The following is a 21,286-nucleotide window of genomic DNA, read 5'->3' on the forward strand; positions in this document are numbered from 1 at the left end:
CCCGCTACGCGCGGACCCGTTGGCGCCTCCTCACCACGAGGGTCGAACAGGGATTTTCAGGCCGTGACGTTCAGATTGCCGCCGACGCCGGGGGCGAGATTGGCGGTTGAGGGGATGCCGAGCAGCGTGTGAACCGCCGCCTTCTCCGCATCTGCATTCTGCTTGATGATCGACGTCTGGATCTGCTGCTGCGTACCCGCCGCCTGCATGGCGAGCATGCTTGAAACCATAGCCATCATATCCATACGCGACACTCCTTACACGCGAGCGCACCCTACCAGAGCACCGGTTAACGAATTTCCAATCGCGTGTCCCGGACGCGGTGCAGCGTTGCGACGCTGCTCCGCTGAGCCGGGACCCATGTGACTGCAGGGGAGTGTGTGGCTGTGGCCCCCGAATCAGCTGCGCACCACTTCGTGCTGCGCAGCATCCGGGGAAGGCGACCGTCAACGCGTCGGGACCGGCTTGTCGCCGCGATAGTCGTAGAAGCCGCGCTGCGTCTTGCGGCCGAGCCAGCCGGCCTCGACATATTTCACCAGCAGCGGGCACGGCCGGTACTTTGAATCCGCAAGCCCCTCGTGCAGCACCTGCATGATGGAGAGGCAGGTGTCGAGGCCGATGAAGTCGGCCAGTTCCAGCGGCCCCATCGGGTGATGCGCGCCGAGCTTCATCGCCGCATCGATCGCCTCGACGTTACCGACGCCCTCGTAGAGGGTGTAGATCGCCTCGTTGATCATCGGCAGCAGGATGCGGTTAACGATGAAGGCCGGGAAATCCTCCGACACCGCGACCTGCTTGCCGAGCTTGCCGACAAATTCCTTGGCGGTATCGAAGGTGGTGTCGTCGGTGGCGATGCCGCGGATCAGTTCGACCAGTTCCATCGCCGGCACCGGATTCATGAAGTGAATGCCGATGAAGCGCTCGGGACGATCTGTCGAAGCGGCGAGCCGCGTGATCGAGATCGACGACGAGTTGGTGGCGACGATCGCCTCCGGCTTCAGGATCGCGCAGAGCTCGTGAAAGATCTTGCGCTTGACTTCTTCCTTCTCGATTGCGGTCTCGATCACGAGATCGCAATTGGCGAGGTCGTCCAGCGACTCGGTGGAGGTGATCCGCTCCAGCGCCTGCTTGCGGGCGTCGTCGGTGATGGTCTTCTTGGCAACCTGGCGCGACAGATGGCCATTGATCGTCGCCATCGCCGATTTCAGCCTTTCGTCGGAGACGTCATTGAGTATCACGTCGAAGCCGGCGAGCGCCGCCACATGCGCAATCCCGTTGCCCATCTGGCCCGAGCCGATCACGCCGACCTTCTTGATTGTCACCGCCATTTTGTCATCCACCGGAACGGCGCGCACATCGCGCCTGTTCATCTCTAAACCCCAGCTACGATATCATCAGACGCGAGGTTTCGGTCCCACCATTGGCACGTATTCTTCACGCGAAGCTTAATCCACTTCGCCCGCAACCGCTTAAGGTAAATAATCGGCCGGACGTTGCCGTCCGGCCGATATCTGGTGCTTTTTTACTTCCCGAGCTTACCGAGCGCCTCGGTGAGCTCAGGAACCGCCTGATAGAGATCCGCGACCAGGCCATAGTCGGCAACCTGGAAGATCGGCGCGTCTTCATCCTTGTTGATCGCAACGATCACCTTGGAATCCTTCATGCCGGCGAGATGCTGGATCGCGCCGGAGATGCCGATGGCAACATAGAGTTCCGGGGCCACCACTTTGCCGGTCTGGCCGACCTGCCAGTCGTTCGGCGCATAGCCAGCATCGACCGCCGCGCGCGAGGCGCCGACGCCCGCGCCGAGCTTGTCGGCGAGCGGCTCAATATACTTGGCAAAATTCTCGCGGCTCTGCATGGCGCGGCCGCCGGAGACGATGATCTTCGCCGAGGTCAGTTCCGGCCGGTCGCTCTTGGCGACTTCCTCGCCCAGGAAGCTGGAAAGGCCCGGATCGGCCGCAGCGGCGGCGTTCTCCACCGGCGCGCTGCCGCCCTCACCGGTCGCGGCGAAGGTCGAGGTGCGCACCGTAATGACCTTCTTGGCGTCCTTGGACTTCACCGTCTGGATCGCGTTGCCGGCATAGATCGGCCGCTCGAACGTATCTGATGAAACCACCTTGATGATCTCGGACACCTGCATCACGTCGAGGAGAGCCGCGACGCGCGGCATCACGTTCTTGAAGCGCGAAGTCGCGGGCGCGACGAAAGCGTCATAGCTGGAAGCGAGCGACACGATCAGCGCGGCCAGCGGCTCGGCGAGGTCGTGCGCGTAGGCGGCGTTATCGGCGAGCAGCACCTTCTTGACGCCGGAAAGCCTGGCCGCAGCATCGGCGGCCGCCTTGGCGTTCTCGCCGGCGACCAAGACGTGCACGTCGGCGCCGAGCGCAGCGGCTGCCGTGAGCGCCTTGTTGGTGGCGTCCTTGATCGACGCGTTATCGTGTTCGGCAATCAGCAGCGTCGTCATCAGAGCACCCCGGCTTCGGTCTTGAGTTTGGATACCAGCTCGGCGACGTCCTTGACCTTGACGCCAGCCTTGCGGCCCGCCGGTTCGGCAGTCTTGAGCACTTCAAGATGCGGCGTGAGATCGACGCCGTAGTCGGACGCGTTCTTGTCGTCGATCGGCTTTTTCTTCGCCTTCATGATGTTAGGCAGCGACGCATAGCGCGGCTCGTTGAGCCGGAGGTCGGTGGTGACGATCGCCGGTCCCTTCAGCTTCACAGTCTGCAGGCCGCCGTCGACCTCGCGCGTCACCTTGAAGTCAGAACCTTCGACTTCGAGCTTGGAGGCAAACGTCGCCTGCGGCCATCCGAGCAGCGCCGCCAGCATCTGGCCGGTCTGGTTGGAATCGTCGTCGATCGCCTGCTTGCCGAGAATGATCAGGCCGGGCTTTTCAGCTTCCGCCACGGCCTTCAGCAGCTTGGCGACCGCCAGCGGCTCCACATGACCTTCGGCCTTGACGAGGATGCCGCGGTCCGCGCCCATCGCAAGGCCTGTGCGGATCGTCTCCGAGGCCTGCGCCGGACCGATCGAAACCACCACGACCTCGGTCGCCTTGCCGGCTTCCTTCAGCCGCAGCGCTTCCTCGACGGCGATTTCGTCGAACGGATTCATCGACATCTTCACGTTGGCGAGTTCCACGCCCGTTCCGTCGCTCTTGACGCGGACCTTGACGTTGAAATCGACTACCCGCTTTACCGGCACAAGAACCTTCATCGATCCTCTTTCGCTTGAATTCTGGGGTTAATTAGCTTGGGTATTAGCTTGGGCGCGGAACCTAAAGGTCCCGCTATCGGCGGTCAACGCGCGAAAGCCAAAAATCAGCCCCGGAAAAGGCCCTACCTTAACGGTTCTGACCCGGCACCCACAACACATCTCCAGCCCCATTATCGTTCATGGCGCGGCTGGCGACGAACAGAAAATCCGACAGGCGGTTCATATACTGAATGGCGGCCTCGCTGACCGGCTCCTCCGGCTGCGCCGCGAGCTCCACCATATTCCGTTCCGCCCGGCGGCATATGGTTCGGGCGAGATGCAGGTATGCGGCAGCCGGGGTGCCGCCCGGCAGGACAAAGGAGGTCAGGGGCGCGAGGTGCTCGTTGAGCGCGTCGATATCGCGCTCGAGCCGCTCGACCTGGCTCGACAGCATCCGCAAGCGCTCCGCCTTGCCTTCGCGCTGGGGCACCGCCAGATCGGCCCCGAGATCGAACAGATCGTTCTGGATCCGCCCCAGCATCGCATCGAGCTCGCGCGCCTCGTTAAGATGCAGCCGCACCACGCCGATGGCGGCGTTAGTCTCGTCGACGGTGCCATAGGCTGCGATGCGCAGATCGTATTTCGGCCGGCGCTCGCCGCTGCCGAGCGCCGTGGTGCCGTCATCGCCGGTCCTGGTATAGATGCGGTTGAGCACGACCATTGGCGCTTTCCTTTGTCCCAGCTTACCTGCTCATCGCCCAGACCACCACCATGGTGATCACGATGGCAATGAATTGCAGCAAGACGCGAAGCCGCATCAGGTTCTGCGAGCGGTTCGGCGAGCCACCCCGCATCATGTTGACAAGGCCGAGCACCAGCACGATGGCCACCGCCGCAAGCGCGATGGGAAGAACGATCGAACTCAGAAAGGATGTCATCGGCGCTACATAACACCCGGAAGCGCCGACTTCCACACGTTCACATCCTCTCGCACAGCTGCTCGACGATCTGGCTTTTAAGCCAATAATATCAGATGCTAGCCCACATCTTGAGACCAGTCTTGAGACCAATCGTTGGACCGGGACCGCCATCCCCCTGATTGAGGTGAGATGTGAGGCTCATTCGCTTTGTTTATCTCGTCGTGATGGAGGCGTTCTATACGTTCCTCGCCGATGACGGCTGGGCGATCGCGAGCCATATCGCGCTATCGACGTTGATGGCGCTCTTCCCGTTCCTGATCGTGCTGACGTCGCTGGCCGGCTTTTTCGGATCCAAGGAACTCGCCGACGGCGCCGTCGCGCTACTCCTGCAGACCTGGCCGCAACAGGTCGCGGACGCACTGTCAGGTGAAATCCACGATGTGCTGACCACGACGCGCGGCGACATCCTTACCGTTGGCGCGGTGCTGGCGGTTTATTTCGCCTCCAACGGCGTCGAGGCGCTGCGGGTGGCGCTGAACCGTGCCTATTCGGTGGTCGAGCCGCGGGCCTGGTACTGGCTGCGGCTGGAATCGATCGGATACACGCTAGTCGCCGCCGTCACCTCGCTCTTGATGGCGTTCCTGATCGTGCTCGGTCCGCTAATCCTTGAGACCGCGCGCCGCCACATTCCGTTTTTCATCGAGAGCAACGAAAGAATTCTGTTTTTCGCCCGTTACGGCATCACGATCACGGCGATGACGGTTGCACTATTCGTGCTGCATGCCTGGCTGCCCTGCGGCCGGCGGAGCTTCCTGCAAATTCTTCCCGGCATCGTCTTCACGATGGTGGCGTCGCTGATCTCGGGCATCATATTCGGCCAGTATCTGGCGCGGTTCGCCAGCAACTACGTGACGATGTATGCGGGGCTTGCCTCTGTCATCATCGCGCTGGTGTTTCTCTATTTCATCTCTGCAATTTTCGTTTATGGCGGCGAACTGAACGCGGCCATCATGAAGTCGCAGCTGCCGAAGGGGATGTCGCTTCATGCAGCGCAGTCGCTAAGGCGCGTGGGGACACGGGTTTGACAAGGAAGATATCGGCGCCCGCGGCCCGAGATGCGGCCTCATCCTCGCTGCGGCCGGATATGCCGATGATCGGAATGCCGCCAAGCGGCGCATCCAGTGCGCGAATACGCCTGATCGCCTCGACGCCATCAATGCCGGGCAGGACCATATCCATCAGCACCGCGTCGAACGCGCCCTGGGCGAGCCGCTCGGTCGCCGCCTCGCCCTGGCCGATGAATTCGGTCTGGTGACCGAGTTCGGTCAGGATTGCGTTGAGCACGACGCGGCCGAACGGATTGTCCTCGACGCTGAGCAGGCGCAGCGGCCGCGGCGAACCGATCGAGGCTTCGCCGTCGGCGCCGGATTCCGCCGCCACCGCTCCCTGTACGGGAGACATCAGGACATTGAGGGTAAAAGTGGTGCCCCCGCCGCGCCGCTGGGTCACGGTGACGTCGCCGCCCATGGCACGCGCCAATTGCCTGACCGACGACAGACCGAGCCCGGCGCCGCCGAAGCGCGAGGCGATGGAGACATTGGCCTGCGAGAACGGCCGGAACAGGCGTTTGATCTCGTTCAGCGTGAGGCCGATGCCGCTGTCGGAGACCGCGAATGCGACCGCGATCTTGCCCTTCGGGCCGCGCACCGGCGTGACCTGCAGCGCGACGCTGCCCTGTTCGGTGAATTTCACGGCGTTGTCGATCAGGTTCTCCATCGCCGCGCGCAGGCGGACGGGATCGCCGATCGCAAATACCGGGAGCTTCTCGGAAATCGTGACCGACGACTGCAGGCCCTTGGCTGCCGCGCGCCCGGTCAGCGAATCACCGACATTGCGCGCGAGCGTACGCAGGTCGAAGAAGTCCTGCCGTACGCTCAGTCCCGGACCGCTACTGCGCGCCGCATCGACGAATAGCGTCGCCAGGCTCGCCAGATGTTCCGCGCCGGCCTTGATGGTATCGACCCAGCGCCGTTCACGCTCGTCCAGTTCGGAGGTCGCCAGGAGATTGCTGATCGCCAGAATGCCTGTGAGCGGCGTGCGGACCTCGTGCGCAAAGGCCGCCAGCGCGGCCTCGACCATGTCAGGAGCTGAGACGGCAGACTTGCGCGCGGCGCGCGCCGTTGCCGCGGCGCTGGATACGCGCTTCTTCGCTCGCCGCTTCTTTATTGGGCGTGTGATGCGCCGTGAACGCCGCTTCGCCGCCATGTTCCCCTTCCTCTGCCGCAACCAGCATGACACGCGATGGCGGCCGGTGTCACGGAGACGTTTTCAACAACCCCCAGTAGAACTACGGGAGTCGTCCAACAAGCCGACGAGGCGGCGGATCTCCGCAGGCGTGGCACCTTGCCCACGCAATTCGCGCAACCCTGTGGCCTTTGTCGATTTCGAGAGCTTCTGTCCCGACGCATCTTCGATAAGTCGGTGGTGCCGATACACCGGTTGCGGGATACCCAGCAGCCGCTGCAACAACAGGTGTACGCTGGTCGACCAGAACAGGTCCCTGCCCCGCACCACGTCGGTGACGCCCTGCACGGCATCGTCGATCACGACCGATAGATGGTAGCTGGTCGGCGTCTCCTTGCGCGCCAGAATGACGTCGCCCCAGGCTTCGGGATGCGCGCTCACCGCGCCGGTCTCGCCATCAGGACCTTCGCCATGCTCGATCCAGATGAGGCGATTCGCCCGCGCGCAAGCTGCGGCCATATCGAGCCGCAACGCGTAAGGCAGCCCCTGTTCGAGCAGCCGGCTGCGCTCCTCCGCCGGCAGTGACTTCGCCGCGCCCGGATAGAGCGGCGCCCCGTCCGGATCGCGCGGCCAGGGCGCGCTGGCCTCACGTTCCCTGACCATGCGAGCGATTTCCGCGCGGCTCTCGAAACTTGGATAGACCAAACCCATCCCCGACAATTGTTCGACCGCCTGCCGATAGCGCGCAAAATGTTCCGATTGCCGCCGGACCGGCATCTCCCAGGAGATTCCGAGCCAGGCGAGGTCTTCATAGATCGCCGCCTCGAATTCCGGCCGGCACCGCGTCGCATCGATGTCCTCGATCCGCAGCAGGAACCTGCCGCCGCTGCGACGCGCGAGGTCGAAGTTGAGCAGCGCCGAATAGGCGTGGCCGAGATGGAGGTAGCCGTTCGGGCTTGGAGCAAATCGGAAAACGGGTGGCGGCATTGGTTGCGAACACTGTCATTGCCGGGCTTGACCCGGCAATCCATCATCTCAAGACTCCCTTATGAGATGGATGCGTGTTCGTGGGTCAAGCCCGCGTATGACGCTTTGAGCAAGAACAGACAATGCACGTTCGCCTCGAAAACCAGTCCGACCTTGAAGACGCCATGCTCGTGCTGGTGAAGCAAGATCCGCGTCTGAAGCCGATCCTGGCGCAGACGGGCATGCCGGCGCTGCGCCAACGCGAGCCGGGCTTCGCGGGCCTTGCGCATATCATCTGCGGCCAGCAGCTTTCGACCGCGAGCGCCGCCGCGATCTGGGCGCGACTCTCGACCGCCTTCGATCCACTCGACCATGAAGCCATATGCAAAGCGCGCGCCGACCGGCTCGGGCGGCTCGGGCTGTCTGCCGCCAAGATCAAGACGCTGAAATTCATTGCAAAGGAACTTGCGGCCGAGCGGCTGAACCTGGAAGTGCTGGCGAACGAGGACGTGGATGCCGCGCACCACGCGCTGACCGCGCTGCATGGCATCGGCCCATGGACCGCCGACATTTACCTGCTGTTCTGCCTCGGCCATGGCGACGCCTGGCCGGCCGGCGACCTCGCCGTGCAGGAGGCGGTCAAGATCGGTCTCGGCCTGAAGGCACGGCCAACCGCAAAGCAGATGGCGCCGCTGGCCGAACCCTGGCGGCCTTATCGGGGCGCCGCCGCGCATCTATGGTGGGCGTATTATCGCATGCTGAAGAAGCGAGAGGGCGTGCTGGCAAGCAAGCCGTGATGCTCTCGCGTCCCGGACGCGGCGCAGCGCGCAAGCGCTGCTCCGCAGTGCCGGGACCCCATCTCACCTCTTGGCTCGAGGTTCGTATGGGCCCGGCTCAGCAACGCATCACTCGCGTGCTGCGCTGCGTCCGGGGAACGAAGACCGTCAGCGCCTCACCTCTCTCATCCCCGCAGCCTCACCCGGTCCTCCCGCGCGCAGGCGGTGACGAAATCGATCACGGCGCGCACCGCGGGGAGTTCGACCAAGTCCGGATGCGCCAGCAGCCAGATATCGGCCACGCTGACGAGCTTTTGCGGGGCGACGCGCACCAGATCCGGATAGGTAGCGGCAACGAAGCAGGACAAAGCCGATATGCCGAGGCCGGCGCGGGCCGCGGCCAGCATGTCGCCCTGCGATGAGCAGCGCATCACCACCTGGCCCTGCCGCGTGATGACATCGCTCCAGCGCGCTAGGCGCTCGTTCGAGGCGCGGTCGGCAAAGCCGATCACGCTGTGGCCCTTCCATTCGTCGCGCCGTTCGGGCAGACGCCGCCCGGCGGCATAGTCGCGCGAGGCGTAGAAGCCGGTGCCGAGGCGGCCGATCTTGCGACCGACTAGGTTTTCCTCGCCGCTGTCGACGGGGCGCAGCACCACATCGGCTTCCCGGCGGCGGACGCTCGCCGGAAACGGATGGGTGATGATCTCGAGCTGGATATGGTCATGCGTGCGAAGGAACGGGCCGAGCCGCGGCATCAGCCAGTGCGAGGCGAGCGTTGCGCCGATCGACAGCTTGACGACGCCCCTCGCCTGCGCGCCGGTGGCGGAGACCGCGGCTTCGGCGCGCAAGGCTGCCGCGGCCATCGCCTCGACGTGCTCGTGAAACTTGCGGCCCTGCGAGGTCAGGGAAAGGCCGTCATTTGAGCGCGCGAACAGGGGAATGCCGAGCTGGCTCTCCAGCTCGGTGATCCTGCGCCCGACCGTCGGATGGCTGGAGCGCAGCCGTCGCGCCGCCGCCGCGAAGCTGCGGGTTTCGGCGACGGCGACGAAGGTCTTGCAGAGGTCCCAGTCCATCGATCGGCTGTGTTCATTCCTGGTGCATTATCTGTTCAATATTGAACAGGCCGAGGGCCGCGTCCAGTCCTATAATGCATCCAACAAACCACGGCCGTCGCCCGTGGCGCAGCAAATCAAAACATCAAGCGCGCATTCCGGAGATCTGTCGGCTTGCGCTGCAGAGGAGGAACCGAATGCCGTTGCCTGCTTCGCTTGCCGACAAGCTCGACCTGCCGGTCGTGGGATCGCCGCTGTTCATCGTCTCCGGGCCCGAGCTCGTGATCGCTCAGTGCAAGGCCGGCATCGTCGGCTCCTTCCCGGCGCTGAACGCGCGCCCGGTGGAGAAGCTCGACGAGTGGCTGACGCGCATCGAGAACGAGCTCGGCGAGTACAAGGCGCAGAATCCTGATCGGAAGGTCGCGCCCTACGCGGTCAACCAGATCTGCCATTCTTCCAACGACCGGCTGATGAGGGACATGGAGACCTGCGTGAAGCATAAGGTCCCGATCATCATCACCTCGCTGCGCCCACCCCTGGAAATCGTCGAAGCCGCGCATTCCTATGGCGGCGTGGTGTTCCACGATGTCATCAACGTCAAGCACGCGCGCAAAGCCGCCGAACAGGGCGTCGATGGCCTCATCCTGGTATGCGCCGGTGCGGGCGGGCATGCTGGCACGCTGTCGCCGTTCGCGCTTGTGCGCGAGGTCAAGCAATGGTTCAAAGGCACGATCCTGTTGTCGGGCGCGATCTCCGACGGCTGGAGCATCGCGTCCGCGCTCGCGCTTGGCGCCGACCTCGCCTATATGGGCACGCGCTTCATTGCCACTGCTGAAGCCAATGCCGATCCGGCGTATAAGGCCGCGCTGATTGGGCATGCCGCGCACGACATCGTCTATTCCAACCTGTTCACCGGCGTGCACGGCAACTATCTGGGACCGTCGATTGCCGCCGCCGGCCTCGATCCCAGCAACCTGCCGGTCGCCGACAAGTCGAAAATGAACTTCGGCTCCGGCGGCAACATGAAATCCAAGGCGTGGCGCGACATCTGGGGCTCGGGCCAGGGCATCGGCCAGATCGCGGACGCGCCTCCTGTCGCCGAACTCGTCGAACGCCTGAAGGCCGAGTTCGCCGACGCCAGCGGCGACTTTCTCAGGCGGGCGAGCGCGTAATCGCGATCGCCATCATCAACAACAAAAAACAAAGCAAAGCAGAGGGACGAAACCAATGAGGCTGTCACGGGCCATATTGACGATTGCGCTTGCTTCTCTCGGCAGCGCCGCAGCGCTCGCCGAGGGAGAGAAGGACGAAATCCGCATCGGGCAGACCCTGCCCTATAGCGGCCCCGCTTCCGGCTTCGGCATCATCGGCCGCGCGCAGGAAGCCTATTTCGAGAAGATCAACGCGGAAGGCGGCATCAACGGCCGCAAAATCAAGTTCATCAGCCTCGACGATGCCTACTCGCCGCCCAAGACGGTCGAGCAGACGCGCAAGCTGGTCGAGCAGGACGAAGTGCTCTTGATGTTCGGCTCGCTCGGCACCGCCACCAACAACGCCGTGCACCGTTACCTCAACAACAAGAAGGTGCCGCAGCTCTTCGTGCTGAGCGGTGCGACCAAATGGGCGGACCCAAAGAATTATCCGTGGACCATGCCCGGCATGGCTACCTACCAGTCCGAAGGCGTGATCTATGCCAAGCACATCCTGCGAACCAAGCCGGACGCGAAGATCGCCATTCTCGCCCAGAACGACGATTTTGGCCGCGACTATGTCGCCGGCTTCAAGCGCGGGCTAGGCGACAAGGCCGCCAGCATGATCGTCTCGGAAGCGAGCTACGAGACGTCAGCGCCGACCATCAGCTCGCAGCTCGCGACGCTGAAGGCTTCCGGCGCCAATGTGCTGTTCGGCGTCGTGCTCGGCAAGTTCACCTCGCAGATGATCAAGGGCGTCGCCGAGATCAACTGGAAGCCGGACCTGTTCTTCGTGCCGACTTCGGCCTCGTCGATCTCGTTCCTGGAGCCGGCCGGCCTCGACAACGCCGTCGGCCTGATCTCGTCTTCTAACCAGAAGGACACGCTGGATGCACAATGGGCCAATGACGAGGGCGTGAAGGAATATTTCGCCTTCATGAAGCAGTATATGCCCAATGCCGACCTCTCCAATTCGAACTACGCCGCCGGCTATCACTATGCGAACCTGATGGTGAAGGTGCTGACCGCCTGCAACGGCGATTTCAGCCGCGCCAACATCATGAAGCAGGCGGCCTCGCTGCGCGAGGTGTCGCTGCCGCTATTGCTGCCGGGCATCACTGTTACGACCGATTCCGAGGATTACCTGCCGTTCCAGCAATTGCGGCTGCGCCGCTTCGACGGCAAGAGCTGGGTTGGTTTCGGTGACATTCTGGACGACCGCTAGGGTTATACGGCCGCGACCGAGGAGGACAATTTGACATCGATTATCGGCGGCGACCGCCAGATCAGCTATCCAGACATCCACGCCCGCATCGCGCGGGCGGCGACGGGCTTTAAGGCGCTGGGCGTCGGCGGCGGAACGCCTGTTGGCATGATGCTGCGCAATGACTTTGCGTTCTTCGAGGTCTCGGCCGGCGCGGCGGCGCTGGGCAGCCCGGTGGTGCCGATCAACTGGCATCTGAAGGCCGAGGAGGTCGCCTATATCCTTGCCGACAGCGGCGCGAAGATCCTGGTCTGCCACGCCGACCTGCTGCCGCAGATCAAGGACGGCCTGCCCGCCGATGTGCGGCTGCTCGTAGTGACGACGCCGCCGGAAATAGCCGCCGCATTCAATGTTGCGCCGGAGCTGACACAGGTCCCTGAAGGCATGACCGATTGGGACCTCTGGCGCGACACGCATGCGCCATCGCAGCAAGCGCCGATCGGCAGCGCGCCGATGTTCTATACATCAGGCACGACCGGCGCGCCCAAGGGCGTGCGCCGCAAGCCGATGACGCCGGAACAGCAGGCGGCCTCCGCGCGCGTCGGCGGCATCGCCTATGGCGTCAAGCCGAACGAAAACCAGGTTATCCTGATGAACGGGCCGATGTACCATTCGGCGCCAAATTCCTACGGCATGCTGGCGTTCCGCAGCGGCTGCAAGATCGTGCTCGAGCCGCGCTTCGATCCCGAGGACATGCTGCAGCTGATCGAGCGACACCGCGTCACCCACATGCATATGGTGCCGACGATGTTCGTGCGCCTGTTGCGGCTGCCGGATGAAATCAAGCGGCGTTATGATCTGTCGTCGCTGCGCTTCATCGTGCATGGCGCAGCGCCCTGCCCGCCAGAGGTCAAGCGCGCGATGATCGAGTGGTGGGGGCCTGTCATCAACGAATACTTCGGCTCGACCGAAACCGGCATTCCGGTGTGGCATTCGGCGGCGGAGGCGCTAGCAAAACCCGGCACCGTTGGCCGCGCCATCGAGGGCGGCATCGTGAAAATCTTCCGCCCCGACGGTTCGCTGTGTGGCGTGGGTGAGCCCGGCGAGATCTTCATGCGGCAGATGTCGGTGCCGGATTTCGACTATCACGGCAAGGCCGAGGCGCGCGCGGAGGCCGGGCGCGACGGCCTCGTCAGCGTCGGCGACGTCGGCTATCTCGACGAGGACGGTTATCTGTTCCTGTGCGACCGCAAGCGCGACATGGTGATATCAGGCGGCGTCAACGTCTACCCGGCGGAAATCGAGAACGCGCTGATCGGCATGGACGGCGTGCGCGACTGCGCGGTGTTCGGTGTGCCCGACGACGAGTTCGGCGAACGGCTGTTCGCCTGCATCGAGCCCGAAGCGGATGCAACGCTGTCGCCAGCCGCCGTGCAGGAGTTTCTGCGCGGCAAGCTGGCGAACTTCAAGGTGCCGAAGGACATCCAGTTCATGGACGCAATGCCACGGGAAGCCACCGGCAAGATCTTCAAGCGCAAGCTGCGGGATTTGTATGCTGAGGGCAAACTGAGGGCCGCAATGTGAGCGCAGATCGGAGAGCTGTCTTGGAGTTGCCGTTAACGCGATTGCTTTCGGTTCCCCCACCGCTGACGAATCTCATCGCGATGCCTCTCCCATAGCGCTGTCGCGACTTCCGCAGCGTTGGGGCTTTGGCCATTAGTACCACTTGTTCCGTCCTTGCCGAGCGGTCCGCGCAATTGGTCGCCATACCGCTTCACGACCAACTCCGCGATCTCGCCAAGTTCCGGACTGACACCATCCCGGCCATTCACGCCGTCCTTGCCGGGTAAACCATCCTTTCCGTCCTTGCCATCGACCCCGTCCTTGCCGTTGATGCCATCCTTGCCGCGAAGCTCCGCTGCATAGGATTTCATCAATACGGCCGCTACCTCTGCTGCGCCGGGACCGTCCTTGCCCGGCAGACCATCCTTCCCGTCCTTGCCATTGGCCCCATCCCTACCATTGCTGCCGTCCTTGCCGCGAAGATCGGCAGCATGAGACTGCATCAACGCAGCCACAAGCTCTGCAACACCAGGGCCATCCTTGCCGGGTAAACCATCCTTTCCGTCCTTGCCATTGACCCCATCCTTGCCGTTGCTGCCGTCCTTTCCACGAAGCTCGGTCGCATAGGATTGCACCAATACGGCCGCTACCTCCGCAGCCCCGGGGCCGTCCTTGCCCGGCAGACCATCCTTTCCATCCTTTCCGTCCTTGCCATTGGCCCCATCCCTACCATTGCTGCCGTCCTTGCCACGAAGCTCGGCAGCATGAGACTGCATCAACGCAGCCACAAGCTCTGCAACACCGGGACCATCCTTGCCGGGCAGACCATCCTTCCCGTCCTTGCCATCTACCCCATCCTTGCCGTTGCTGCCGTCCTTGCCGCGAAGCTCGGTCGCATGAGATTTCATCAATGCTGCCACAACGTCTGCGACAGAGGGGCCGTCCTTGCCGGGGAGACCGTCAGCGCCATTCTTGCCGTCAGCACCGCGCAACTTGTCGGGATAACGCGCGACCAAATCGTCCGCCACTGCCTTCGGAAATGTTTTTGAATCGTTGATACGTTCGACGGCTACTTTGAGCGCGGCGTTGGCATCCGCAAACTTATCCATCTGGCTCGATAACGGCTTTTGCATTTCGTTGAGAGCCGTCTGGATGGCCTTTTCGGTGGCAAGATCCTTGATCATGTAACCCGCGATACCCGAAAGGATTCCAATGACCGTACCGCCCACTGCAAGAAGGCTGAACATGTAGTTCCAGATCGCGTATTTGGCGGCCGTCGAAAGCTCACCCTTGCTGGTTAGGTTAGGCTCCTCGATCTCTGCAGGTGGCGGCAGAATTCCTTTCTTGCGCCAGCCTTCAACCCGCCGGTCCCTCCACCACTTGTATTGATCCAGGACAAGGTATGCCACGCCGGCAAAAATGATGATGAAGACTAGTTGAAAAAACTGCGTGAAATCCATGGCGTCTCTCCCCAAAACGCGTGTGCAGCTTAGGCAGACTGAAACGACTAACGGATGTATTCTTCAATAATACAATTTTACCGAAGTGAGCGCAAAGCGAATTTCCGGCTGCGGGCTTTTAGAACGATCGATGACAGGTCACACCCTCATGATCACGGCGGAAAGGCAAACGCCGTTTAAAACATTGTTGCTCTTGCAAAGCGATCATCGGAGGGCGCAAAGATCGCGGCATGTGAGCAGCAGGGATCGACACATGCCATCAACCGACTTCATCGTCGCCCGTAACGATCTGCAGCAATGCAAGGTGATCGAAACGAAACTGCCCGATGCCCTTCCTGACGACGCGCTGCTGGTGAAGGTTACGCGCTTTGCCTTCACCGCCAACAATATCACCTATGCCGTGCTCGGCGATCATCTGAAGTATTGGCAGCTGTTTCCGGCGCCCGAAGGTTTCGGCAACGTTCCGGTGTGGGGACTTGGCGAAGTGATCGCCTCAAAGCATCCCGGCATTGCCGAAGGCGAAATCCTGTTCGGTTACTTCCCGATGTCGACGCATCTTGTTATCGAGGCCGCCGATGTCAGTAAGCGCGGCCTGCGCGATGCCGCCGCGCATCGGCAAGGAGTGGCGCCGGTCTATAACGCCTATGCGCGCGTCAGCGGCGATCCGGCTTTTGCGGGCAAGCAGGGAGCCTATCAGGCGCTGCTTCGGCCGCTGTTCGTGCTATCGTTCCTGGTCGATGACTTTCTCGCCGAAAATGAATTTTTTGGTGCGAAAAGTGTGATGCTATCCTCGGCTTCCAGCAAGACAGCTTACGGTCTCGCGCATCTCGTGCACGCGAGAGGCATCAGGGTCATCGGCCTGACCTCGGCCGGCAATGTCGACTTCGTCCAATCGCTCGGATGCTACGACGAGGTCGTGACCTATGACCGCGTGAGTTCGCTGCCGGCAGAGCAGCCCGTAGCCTATGTCGACATGGCCGGCAACAGCCCGTTACGTGCGACGCTGCACCAGCACTTCGGGGAGCAAATGAAATATAGCGGAATCATTGGGCTCACCCATCGCAAGTCATCGCCCAATGAACCGCCGCAGGCGCTGCCGGGCGCTAAACCGCTGTTTTTCTTCGCGCCGGATCATATCCGCAAACGCGCCAAGGAATGGGGGCCCGGCGGCTTCGACATGAGGTTTGGCGCGGCATGGGCCGGCTTCGCGCCGAAGCTGGACCAATGGATGAAGGTGAGCGAACACCGCGGGCCCGCGGCGGTTCAGCGAGCCTATCTCGATACCCTCAACGGCCGCGTCCCGCCGGATCAGGGGCTGATGCTCTCACTATCGGAATAGGCGGCATCTCCTCACGCCCTTTCTGCGCCGTCGCGAATGGGTATAGGCTTCGCGGATAAGGGAAACGCCGCGAAGACGGCAGGTGATGGGAAGCGCCCATGCTCGACAGGACGGACGACAGTTCGGTTGCCGCCGACACTTGGCTTGCGCAATTCGAGGAAGCGCTGGTAAAACCCGACGACGACCTGCTGCAGCAGCTGTTCCATTCCGACAGCTACTGGCGCGACGTGCTGGCGCTGAGTTGGAACATCCAGACGCTGAACGGCAGGCACGCTATCTTGCAAGCGCTGCCGTCGCTGGCCCGCAACACGGCGCCGAGTGGTTTCGCCATCGCTCCCGGCCGCGCCGCACCGCGCAAGGTAATGCGCGCCGGCACCTCCGCGATCGAGGCCATCTTCAACTTTGAGACCAAGGTCGGGCGCGGCAACGGCATCATCCGACTGGTACCAGATGAGGACGATGGCAATCGCCTGAAAGCCTGGACGCTGCTGACCGAGCTCGTTGAGCTCAAGGGTTTTGAGGAGCAACTCGGCGTCAACCGGCCGCGCGGCAACGCCTATTCGCGCGATTTTCGCGGGCCCAACTGGCTCGACATGCGCAAAGCCTCGGTCGAATATGCCGACCGCGATCCGACCGTGCTCGTCATCGGCGGCGGACAATCCGGTCTCTCCATCGCTGCGCGGCTGAAGCAGCTAAACGTCGACACCCTGATCGTCGATCGCGAGAAGCGCATCGGAGACAATTGGCGCAAGCGCTACCACGCGCTGACGCTGCACAACCAGGTGCAGGTCAACCACCTTCCTTACCTGCACTTCCCGCCGAACTGGCCGACCTATATCCCGAAGGACAAGCTCGCCAACTGGTTCGAGGCCTATGTCGAGGCGATGGAGCTGAACTTCTGGACCGAGACCGAATTCGAGGGCGGCAGGTATGACGAGCAACAAGGCCAATGGACGGTGACACTGCGTCGCGCCGACGGCGGTAAGCGCACCATGCATCCGCGTCATGTGGTGCTGGCGACCGGCGTCAGCGGCATCCCGAACGTGCCGGAGATTCCCGGGCTGAAGGATTTTGCCGGCAAGGTCGTGCACTCCAGCCAGTATGACGACGGCGAGAACTGGAAGGGCAAGCGCGCCATCGTGATCGGCACCGGCAATAGCGGCCACGACATTGCACAGGACCTCTATTCCAGCGGCGCTGAAGTCACGCTGTTCCAGCGCTCCTCCACGCTGGTGGTCAGCATCGAGCCGTCGGCGCAACTGGTCTATGCGCCCTATAATGAAGGCACGCTGGAGGACAACGATCTGATCGCCGTGTCGATGCCGCTCAAGCTGGCGCGCAAGAGCCATGCGCTGACCGCTGAGAAATCCAAGGCGCTCGACAGGGAGTTGCTCGAAGGTCTCGAGCGCGTCGGCTTCAAGCTCGATTTCGGCGAGGACAATACCGGCTGGCAGTTCAAATACCTCACTCGCGGCGGCGGCTACTATTTCAACGTCGGCTGCTCCGACCTGATCATCAAGGGTGATATCGCGCTGAAGCAGTTCGCCGATCTCGACACGTTCACGGCCGATGGCGCCAAGATGAAGGACGGCGAGACCATCAAGGCCGATCTCGTGGTGCTGGCGACCGGCTACAGGCGACAGGAAGAGCTGGTGCGAAAGCTGTTCGGCGAAGCCGTGGAACAACGCGTCGGCACGATCTGGGGCTTTGGCGAGGAGCAGGAGCTGCGCAACATGTATACCCGCACCAAGCAGCCCGGGCTCTGGCTGATCGCCGGCGGCCTTGCGCAATGCCGCATCGGCTCCAAGCATCTCGCGCTGCAGATCAAGGCGATCGAGGAAGGGCTGCTGCCGCGGAGCGCGTGAGCATCGCTTCGCGCTCGATGATTTCCCGGACGACGAACGATTCCGCGCGGCGCCAGGCTTCGTCATTGCCGCCGCGGAAGCTGAAGAGGCGATCGTAAACCACTTTTTGAGACGTCACGTCGACAATGCTGAACTTCGCCCATTGCACGAGCGTGCTCATTTTGTGAACGCTGCCGATCACGAGAAAGCCGGCTCCGGCCGCCTGCGCCTTGCCGGCCAGTTGGGCGACGTTGATGTCGCCGACCGAGCAGGCGTCAGGCGGACAATCTAGGACGACGCTTCGTATCTTTCCGCTCGCCGCGAGATCGGTCCGCAGCGAAGCTTCGAATTCGCGCAGGCGCCGCTCGTGGTCGGCGCGCTGATCGATGACCTCGCCGGAAGTGTCGACATATTCGATTCCGGCGACCGCAATCACAGGCGGGCCGCCCTGCGCATGGCCCTGTCGAACCGGCCACATGCAGACAACGGCGGCGGCGGTCAAGACGAGGCCAAAGACCCGCAGTTTCATCAGCTTTTCCATTGCAAATGGTTCCTTTCGGCTACGCTTCTATTTCACCGCTCCAGCAGACGGCGCTCGATCAGCCAGCGCGCGCCCCGGCTCCAGGCCACGTTGGCGCCCATGCGCAAATCCGTCTGTTTGACGTCGATCAGCGCTCCGGACCGGGCGTCGCGGATTCTGTAGGTCACCGCATATTCCGTCCGGGTGATGCGCGTAACGATTCCGATCATCGACTGATCGGCGCCAAGGCCGGCGGCGATCCTGGCGTCGCAGCCCTCGCAGTCGCGCAGTTTGCCGGCCTTCGCTGTAGGGTCGTTGACCGTGCTGACGTCAACAAGCTGGTAGCGTCCGGATTCCGCGATCAGCCGTCGCGCCTCTTCCGTCGCAAGCCGCAATTGCTCACGGTCGATCTCGTCAGGCGGGACGTAGGCGGCACCGGCGCTGAAATCCTCAAGTTCAAAAGGAAACACCGCCAGTTTGATCGGAGGCCGCCCAGCTACTTCGACGGTTCCGGCCGCAATGGGTCCTCCAAGCAACATTGCCGACGCGAGAAGAAAGGCGATGTAACGCATGGAGCACCTTGAAGCTGCGAACATGGCGTTTGCCAGGCCATGTCGCCCGATCCGCCGTCACCCTGATACGGCAACTTTCCTTCGATCGGCCGGGTGAAATACCCGATTTTGCCCTGCCGCTTTCTTCCCGGCGAAATTTGCCTTTATAGTCGAGGCAGAGGGAGGAAGCTTGCGACAGGCACTCCACGCCATGGCGGGCCCGCTGCGCGCCATCGATTTGAAGCTGCGGCTGACGTTGCGAGTCGCGGCGGTGGCGGCGGTTTGCTTTATCGCTGTCGCGCGGCCTGGTGGAGGATATGCAAAGCTAGACCAGTAGGCACGGCGCGGCTTCTTTCGCTCCTGACCGTCGCATAAGAACAACAATCTGAGGAAACAGACATGCCAACCATCCTGGGCTCGGGTGAACATCGTTACCGCGTGGTGGAGAACTGGGCGAAGCTGCCTGACGGATGGCGCCTGACCGATGTCGCTTCCGTTGCCGTCGACAGCAAGGACCACATCTATGTCTTCAACCGCGGCGACCATCCGATGGTGGTGCTGGACCGCGAGGGTAATTTCATCAAGAGCTGGGGCGAAGGCCTGTTCAACCGTGCGCACGGTTTGCACATCGACGCCGACGATAATCTCTATTGCACCGATGACGGCGACCACACCGTGCGCAAATGCAGCGTTGACGGCAAGGTGCTGCTGACGATCGGCATCCCGAACAAGCCGGCGCCGTTCATGAGCGGCGAGCCGTTCCACCGCTGCACTCACACAGCGCTGTCGCCGAAGGGCGAAATCTATGTCTCCGACGGCTACGGCAATGCCTGCGTCCACAAATATTCGCCGGATGGAAAGCTCCTGAAGACCTGGGGCGAGCCCGGCACCGACCCCGGCCAGTTCAATATCGTGCACAACATCGCGACCGATGCGGATGGTTGGGTCTATGTCGCCGACCGCGAGAACCATCGCGTTCAGGTGTTCGACGGCAACGGCAAATACGAGACGCAATGGAATTTTCTGCACCGGCCCTGCGCGCTGTGTTGCTGCGGCGGCAAAAATCCCACCTTCATCGTCGGCGAACTCGGGCCCGGCATGGCGGTCAATCGCAAGGTGCCCAACCTCGGCCCGCGGCTTTCGGTCGTCGATTCAAAAGGCAACCGCATCGCCCGCCTCGGCGGCGAGAACGGTCCGGGGTTAGAGGCCGGCAAATTCCTCGCGCCGCACGGTATCGCGCTGGATTCCAGAGGCGATATCTATATCGGCGAAGTCGGCGTCACCGACTGGAAGACAAGCTTTCCGGATGCGCCGATGCCGCCGGAGGTCAGCGTCAGCCGCTGCCTGCAGAAGCTGGAAAAGCTGTAGGCTTCCCCCCTGATCTGCAGCGTGGCCCTCGCGGGGTGATCACTGCGCTCCGCTCCCCGGCTGCTGCGCAGCACGCAGTGATGCGCTGCTGAGCCGGGGCCCCAAGGCAACATGCGGTGAGATGGGGTCCCGGCTCTGCGGAGCGTCACTTCGTGCCGCGCCGCGTCCGGGACGCGGGAGTATTACGGTTTGCTAGCCCGCGAAACAAATTGTGCTCACGAGCCAGGCCTTCGCCGACGAGGTCGAAGAAGGCACGAACACGCGCGGTCCTCTTCAGGTCGGCGTGTGTCACGATCCATAGTTCACCGGCGAGGTCCGGCACCGGATTCGGCAGCGCGCGGACGAGGCCGGATTCTTCATCGCCGAGATAGCAGGGAAGCAGCGCAAGGCCGATGCCGGCCTTGGCGGCCATGAACTGATTGACGAGGCTGTTCGTCCGATAAACGAAGGCATCATCTGACACCGTTCGATTCAGCCAATCTGCAGCCATGATGCCGGCCGCAGTATCCTCCCATCCGATCAGCGCATGGCGGCTGAGATCTTCCGCGGAAGAAACCGCTCCGCCTCTCTCGTCGAGATAGCTCACAGCGCCATAGACCGTCCATGCGACGTCCGCGAGCTTGCGGCCCCAGAGGTCGCCCTCCTTCGGCCGCATCGGGCGAAGCGCAATATCGGCCTCGCGGCGCGAAAGGCTGAGCACGCGGTTATCGATCACGAGCTCGACGATGATGCCGGGATGGGTCTGCCGGAACCTTGCGAGATGGCCGGTCAGCTTTCGATAAGCGAGAGTCTCCGAGGAGGTGACGCGCAAGCGACCGGAGAGGCGGTGGTCGCGCCCGGCGATGTCGCGGTCGATGGCGAGCGCCTCATCCTCCATCCGCTCCGCTGCGGCTGCCATCCGCTCGCCCGCCGGCGTCGCCTGATAGGCTCCGCCGGGAAGCCGTTCGAAAAGGCGAACCCCGAGCCGCGCTTCCAGCGCATTCAGGCGCCGGAACGCGGTCGAATGGTCGATATCAAGCGTTTTAGCGGCGCCGGTAAGGCTGCTTGCCCGATGCACCGCCAACACGAGTTGGGGCTCGTTCCAGTCCTCCATG

Annotated in this window: 20 protein-coding genes and 1 pseudogene; 8 read left to right on the top strand and 13 right to left on the bottom strand. The window is 62.8% G+C overall.

Features of this window, described 5'->3' with window-relative positions:
• Nucleotides 1–56: 56 nt before the first annotated feature.
• From J6524_RS13715 to J6524_RS13740, 6 genes are all read right to left on the bottom strand, one after another.
• A complete protein-coding gene (locus J6524_RS13715; protein WP_225671250.1) occupies nucleotides 57–245 on the bottom strand; it encodes a putative motility protein in 189 nt (62 codons plus the stop codon).
• A gap of 201 nt (nucleotides 246–446) precedes the next feature.
• Nucleotides 447–1,328: a 3-hydroxybutyryl-CoA dehydrogenase gene (locus tag J6524_RS13720; RefSeq protein WP_225671252.1), complete on the bottom strand. Its 882-nt coding sequence runs from the start codon at nucleotides 1,326–1,328 to the stop codon at nucleotides 447–449.
• A 194-nt stretch (nucleotides 1,329–1,522) separates the two neighbouring features.
• Nucleotides 1,523–2,467: an electron transfer flavoprotein subunit alpha/FixB family protein gene (locus J6524_RS13725; protein WP_225671253.1), complete on the bottom strand. Its 945-nt coding sequence runs from the start codon at nucleotides 2,465–2,467 to the stop codon at nucleotides 1,523–1,525.
• The gene (locus J6524_RS13730; protein ID WP_225671255.1) at nucleotides 2,467–3,216 is read right to left on the bottom strand and encodes an electron transfer flavoprotein subunit beta/FixA family protein; all 750 of its coding nucleotides are present in this window, start codon (nucleotides 3,214–3,216) and stop codon (nucleotides 2,467–2,469) included. Before J6524_RS13730 ends, J6524_RS13725 begins: the two co-directional genes overlap by 1 nt.
• Nucleotides 3,217–3,343: 127 nt before the next feature.
• Nucleotides 3,344–3,916: a cob(I)yrinic acid a,c-diamide adenosyltransferase gene (locus J6524_RS13735; RefSeq protein WP_225671257.1), complete on the bottom strand. Its 573-nt coding sequence runs from the start codon at nucleotides 3,914–3,916 to the stop codon at nucleotides 3,344–3,346.
• A 22-nt stretch (nucleotides 3,917–3,938) separates the two neighbouring features.
• Nucleotides 3,939–4,133 (bottom strand): twin transmembrane helix small protein, encoded by a 195-nt coding sequence (locus tag J6524_RS13740; RefSeq protein WP_225671259.1) that lies wholly within the window; start codon nucleotides 4,131–4,133, stop codon nucleotides 3,939–3,941.
• 206 nt (nucleotides 4,134–4,339) lie between these two features.
• On the opposite strand from J6524_RS13740, the gene J6524_RS13745 reads away from it, so the two are divergent.
• A complete protein-coding gene (locus tag J6524_RS13745) occupies nucleotides 4,340–5,200 on the top strand; it encodes a YihY/virulence factor BrkB family protein (protein WP_249789459.1) in 861 nt (286 codons plus the stop codon).
• On the opposite strand, the gene J6524_RS13750 is transcribed toward J6524_RS13745, so the two are convergent.
• The gene (locus J6524_RS13750; RefSeq protein WP_225671263.1) at nucleotides 5,124–6,380 is read right to left on the bottom strand and encodes an ATP-binding protein; all 1,257 of its coding nucleotides are present in this window, start codon (nucleotides 6,378–6,380) and stop codon (nucleotides 5,124–5,126) included. The two genes, J6524_RS13745 and J6524_RS13750, sit on opposite strands and share 77 nt — an antisense overlap.
• 63 nt (nucleotides 6,381–6,443) lie before the next feature.
• Entirely contained in the window at nucleotides 6,444–7,346 is a 903-nt protein-coding gene (gene gluQRS, locus J6524_RS13755) for a tRNA glutamyl-Q(34) synthetase GluQRS (RefSeq protein WP_225671265.1), read from the bottom strand.
• Between the two features lie 122 nt (nucleotides 7,347–7,468).
• Between gluQRS and J6524_RS13760 the strand changes: the two genes are divergently transcribed.
• Nucleotides 7,469–8,122 (top strand): DNA-3-methyladenine glycosylase family protein, encoded by a 654-nt coding sequence (locus J6524_RS13760; RefSeq protein WP_225671266.1) that lies wholly within the window; start codon nucleotides 7,469–7,471, stop codon nucleotides 8,120–8,122.
• 164 nt (nucleotides 8,123–8,286) lie between these two features.
• Here J6524_RS13760 and J6524_RS13765 read toward each other — a convergent pair whose 3' ends face one another.
• Entirely contained in the window at nucleotides 8,287–9,174 is an 888-nt protein-coding gene (locus J6524_RS13765; protein WP_225671268.1) for a LysR family transcriptional regulator, read from the bottom strand.
• 176 nt (nucleotides 9,175–9,350) lie between these two features.
• Between J6524_RS13765 and J6524_RS13770 the strand changes: the two genes are divergently transcribed.
• The 3 genes and pseudogenes from J6524_RS13770 to J6524_RS13780 all read left to right on the top strand — a co-directional run.
• Nucleotides 9,351–10,325: an NAD(P)H-dependent flavin oxidoreductase gene (locus J6524_RS13770; RefSeq protein ID WP_225671270.1), complete on the top strand. Its 975-nt coding sequence runs from the start codon at nucleotides 9,351–9,353 to the stop codon at nucleotides 10,323–10,325.
• Between the two features lie 55 nt (nucleotides 10,326–10,380).
• Nucleotides 10,381–11,568 carry an ABC transporter substrate-binding protein gene (locus tag J6524_RS13775; protein ID WP_225671272.1) on the top strand — a complete coding sequence of 396 codons (1,188 nt, stop codon included), beginning with the start codon at nucleotides 10,381–10,383 and terminating at the stop codon, nucleotides 11,566–11,568.
• 15 nt (nucleotides 11,569–11,583) lie between these two features.
• A pseudogene (locus tag J6524_RS13780) lies at nucleotides 11,584–13,131 on the top strand (acyl-CoA synthetase); the annotation flags it as partial.
• Nucleotides 13,132–13,163: 32 nt separating this feature from the next.
• On the opposite strand, the gene J6524_RS13785 reads toward J6524_RS13780, so the two are convergent.
• On the bottom strand, nucleotides 13,164–14,570 hold the full coding sequence (locus J6524_RS13785; RefSeq protein ID WP_225671276.1) for a collagen-like domain-containing protein: 1,407 nt from the start codon (nucleotides 14,568–14,570) through the stop codon (nucleotides 13,164–13,166).
• A 253-nt stretch (nucleotides 14,571–14,823) separates the two neighbouring features.
• Here J6524_RS13785 and J6524_RS13790 point away from each other — a divergent pair, with 253 nt between their 5' ends.
• Both J6524_RS13790 and J6524_RS13795 read left to right on the top strand, forming a co-directional pair.
• A complete protein-coding gene (locus J6524_RS13790) occupies nucleotides 14,824–15,909 on the top strand; it encodes a DUF2855 family protein (RefSeq protein ID WP_225671279.1) in 1,086 nt (361 codons plus the stop codon).
• 98 nt (nucleotides 15,910–16,007) lie between these two features.
• The gene (locus tag J6524_RS13795; protein WP_225671281.1) at nucleotides 16,008–17,774 is read left to right on the top strand and encodes a flavin-containing monooxygenase; all 1,767 of its coding nucleotides are present in this window, start codon (nucleotides 16,008–16,010) and stop codon (nucleotides 17,772–17,774) included.
• Here the strand turns inward: J6524_RS13795 and J6524_RS13800 are convergent.
• Together J6524_RS13800 and J6524_RS13805 are read right to left on the bottom strand one after the other, a co-directional pair.
• A complete protein-coding gene (locus tag J6524_RS13800; RefSeq protein WP_225671283.1) occupies nucleotides 17,734–18,282 on the bottom strand; it encodes a DUF2380 domain-containing protein in 549 nt (182 codons plus the stop codon). The two genes, J6524_RS13795 and J6524_RS13800, sit on opposite strands and share 41 nt — an antisense overlap.
• A 44-nt stretch (nucleotides 18,283–18,326) precedes the next feature.
• Nucleotides 18,327–18,845, bottom strand: a complete 519-nt coding sequence (locus J6524_RS13805) for a DUF3280 domain-containing protein (protein WP_225671285.1) — start codon at nucleotides 18,843–18,845, stop codon at nucleotides 18,327–18,329.
• Nucleotides 18,846–19,223: 378 nt separating this feature from the next.
• On the opposite strand from J6524_RS13805, the gene J6524_RS13810 reads away from it, so the two are divergent.
• A complete protein-coding gene (locus J6524_RS13810; RefSeq protein ID WP_225671287.1) occupies nucleotides 19,224–20,192 on the top strand; it encodes a peptidyl-alpha-hydroxyglycine alpha-amidating lyase family protein in 969 nt (322 codons plus the stop codon).
• A gap of 145 nt (nucleotides 20,193–20,337) precedes the next feature.
• On the opposite strand, the gene J6524_RS13815 is transcribed toward J6524_RS13810, so the two are convergent.
• Nucleotides 20,338–21,285 (bottom strand): LysR family transcriptional regulator, encoded by a 948-nt coding sequence (locus J6524_RS13815; protein WP_225671290.1) that lies wholly within the window; start codon nucleotides 21,283–21,285, stop codon nucleotides 20,338–20,340.
• Between the last annotated feature and the right edge of the window lies 1 nt (nucleotide 21,286).

Source organism: Bradyrhizobium hereditatis (assembly GCF_020329435.1).
In the GTDB taxonomy this organism is placed as follows: domain Bacteria; phylum Pseudomonadota; class Alphaproteobacteria; order Rhizobiales; family Xanthobacteraceae; genus Bradyrhizobium; species Bradyrhizobium hereditatis.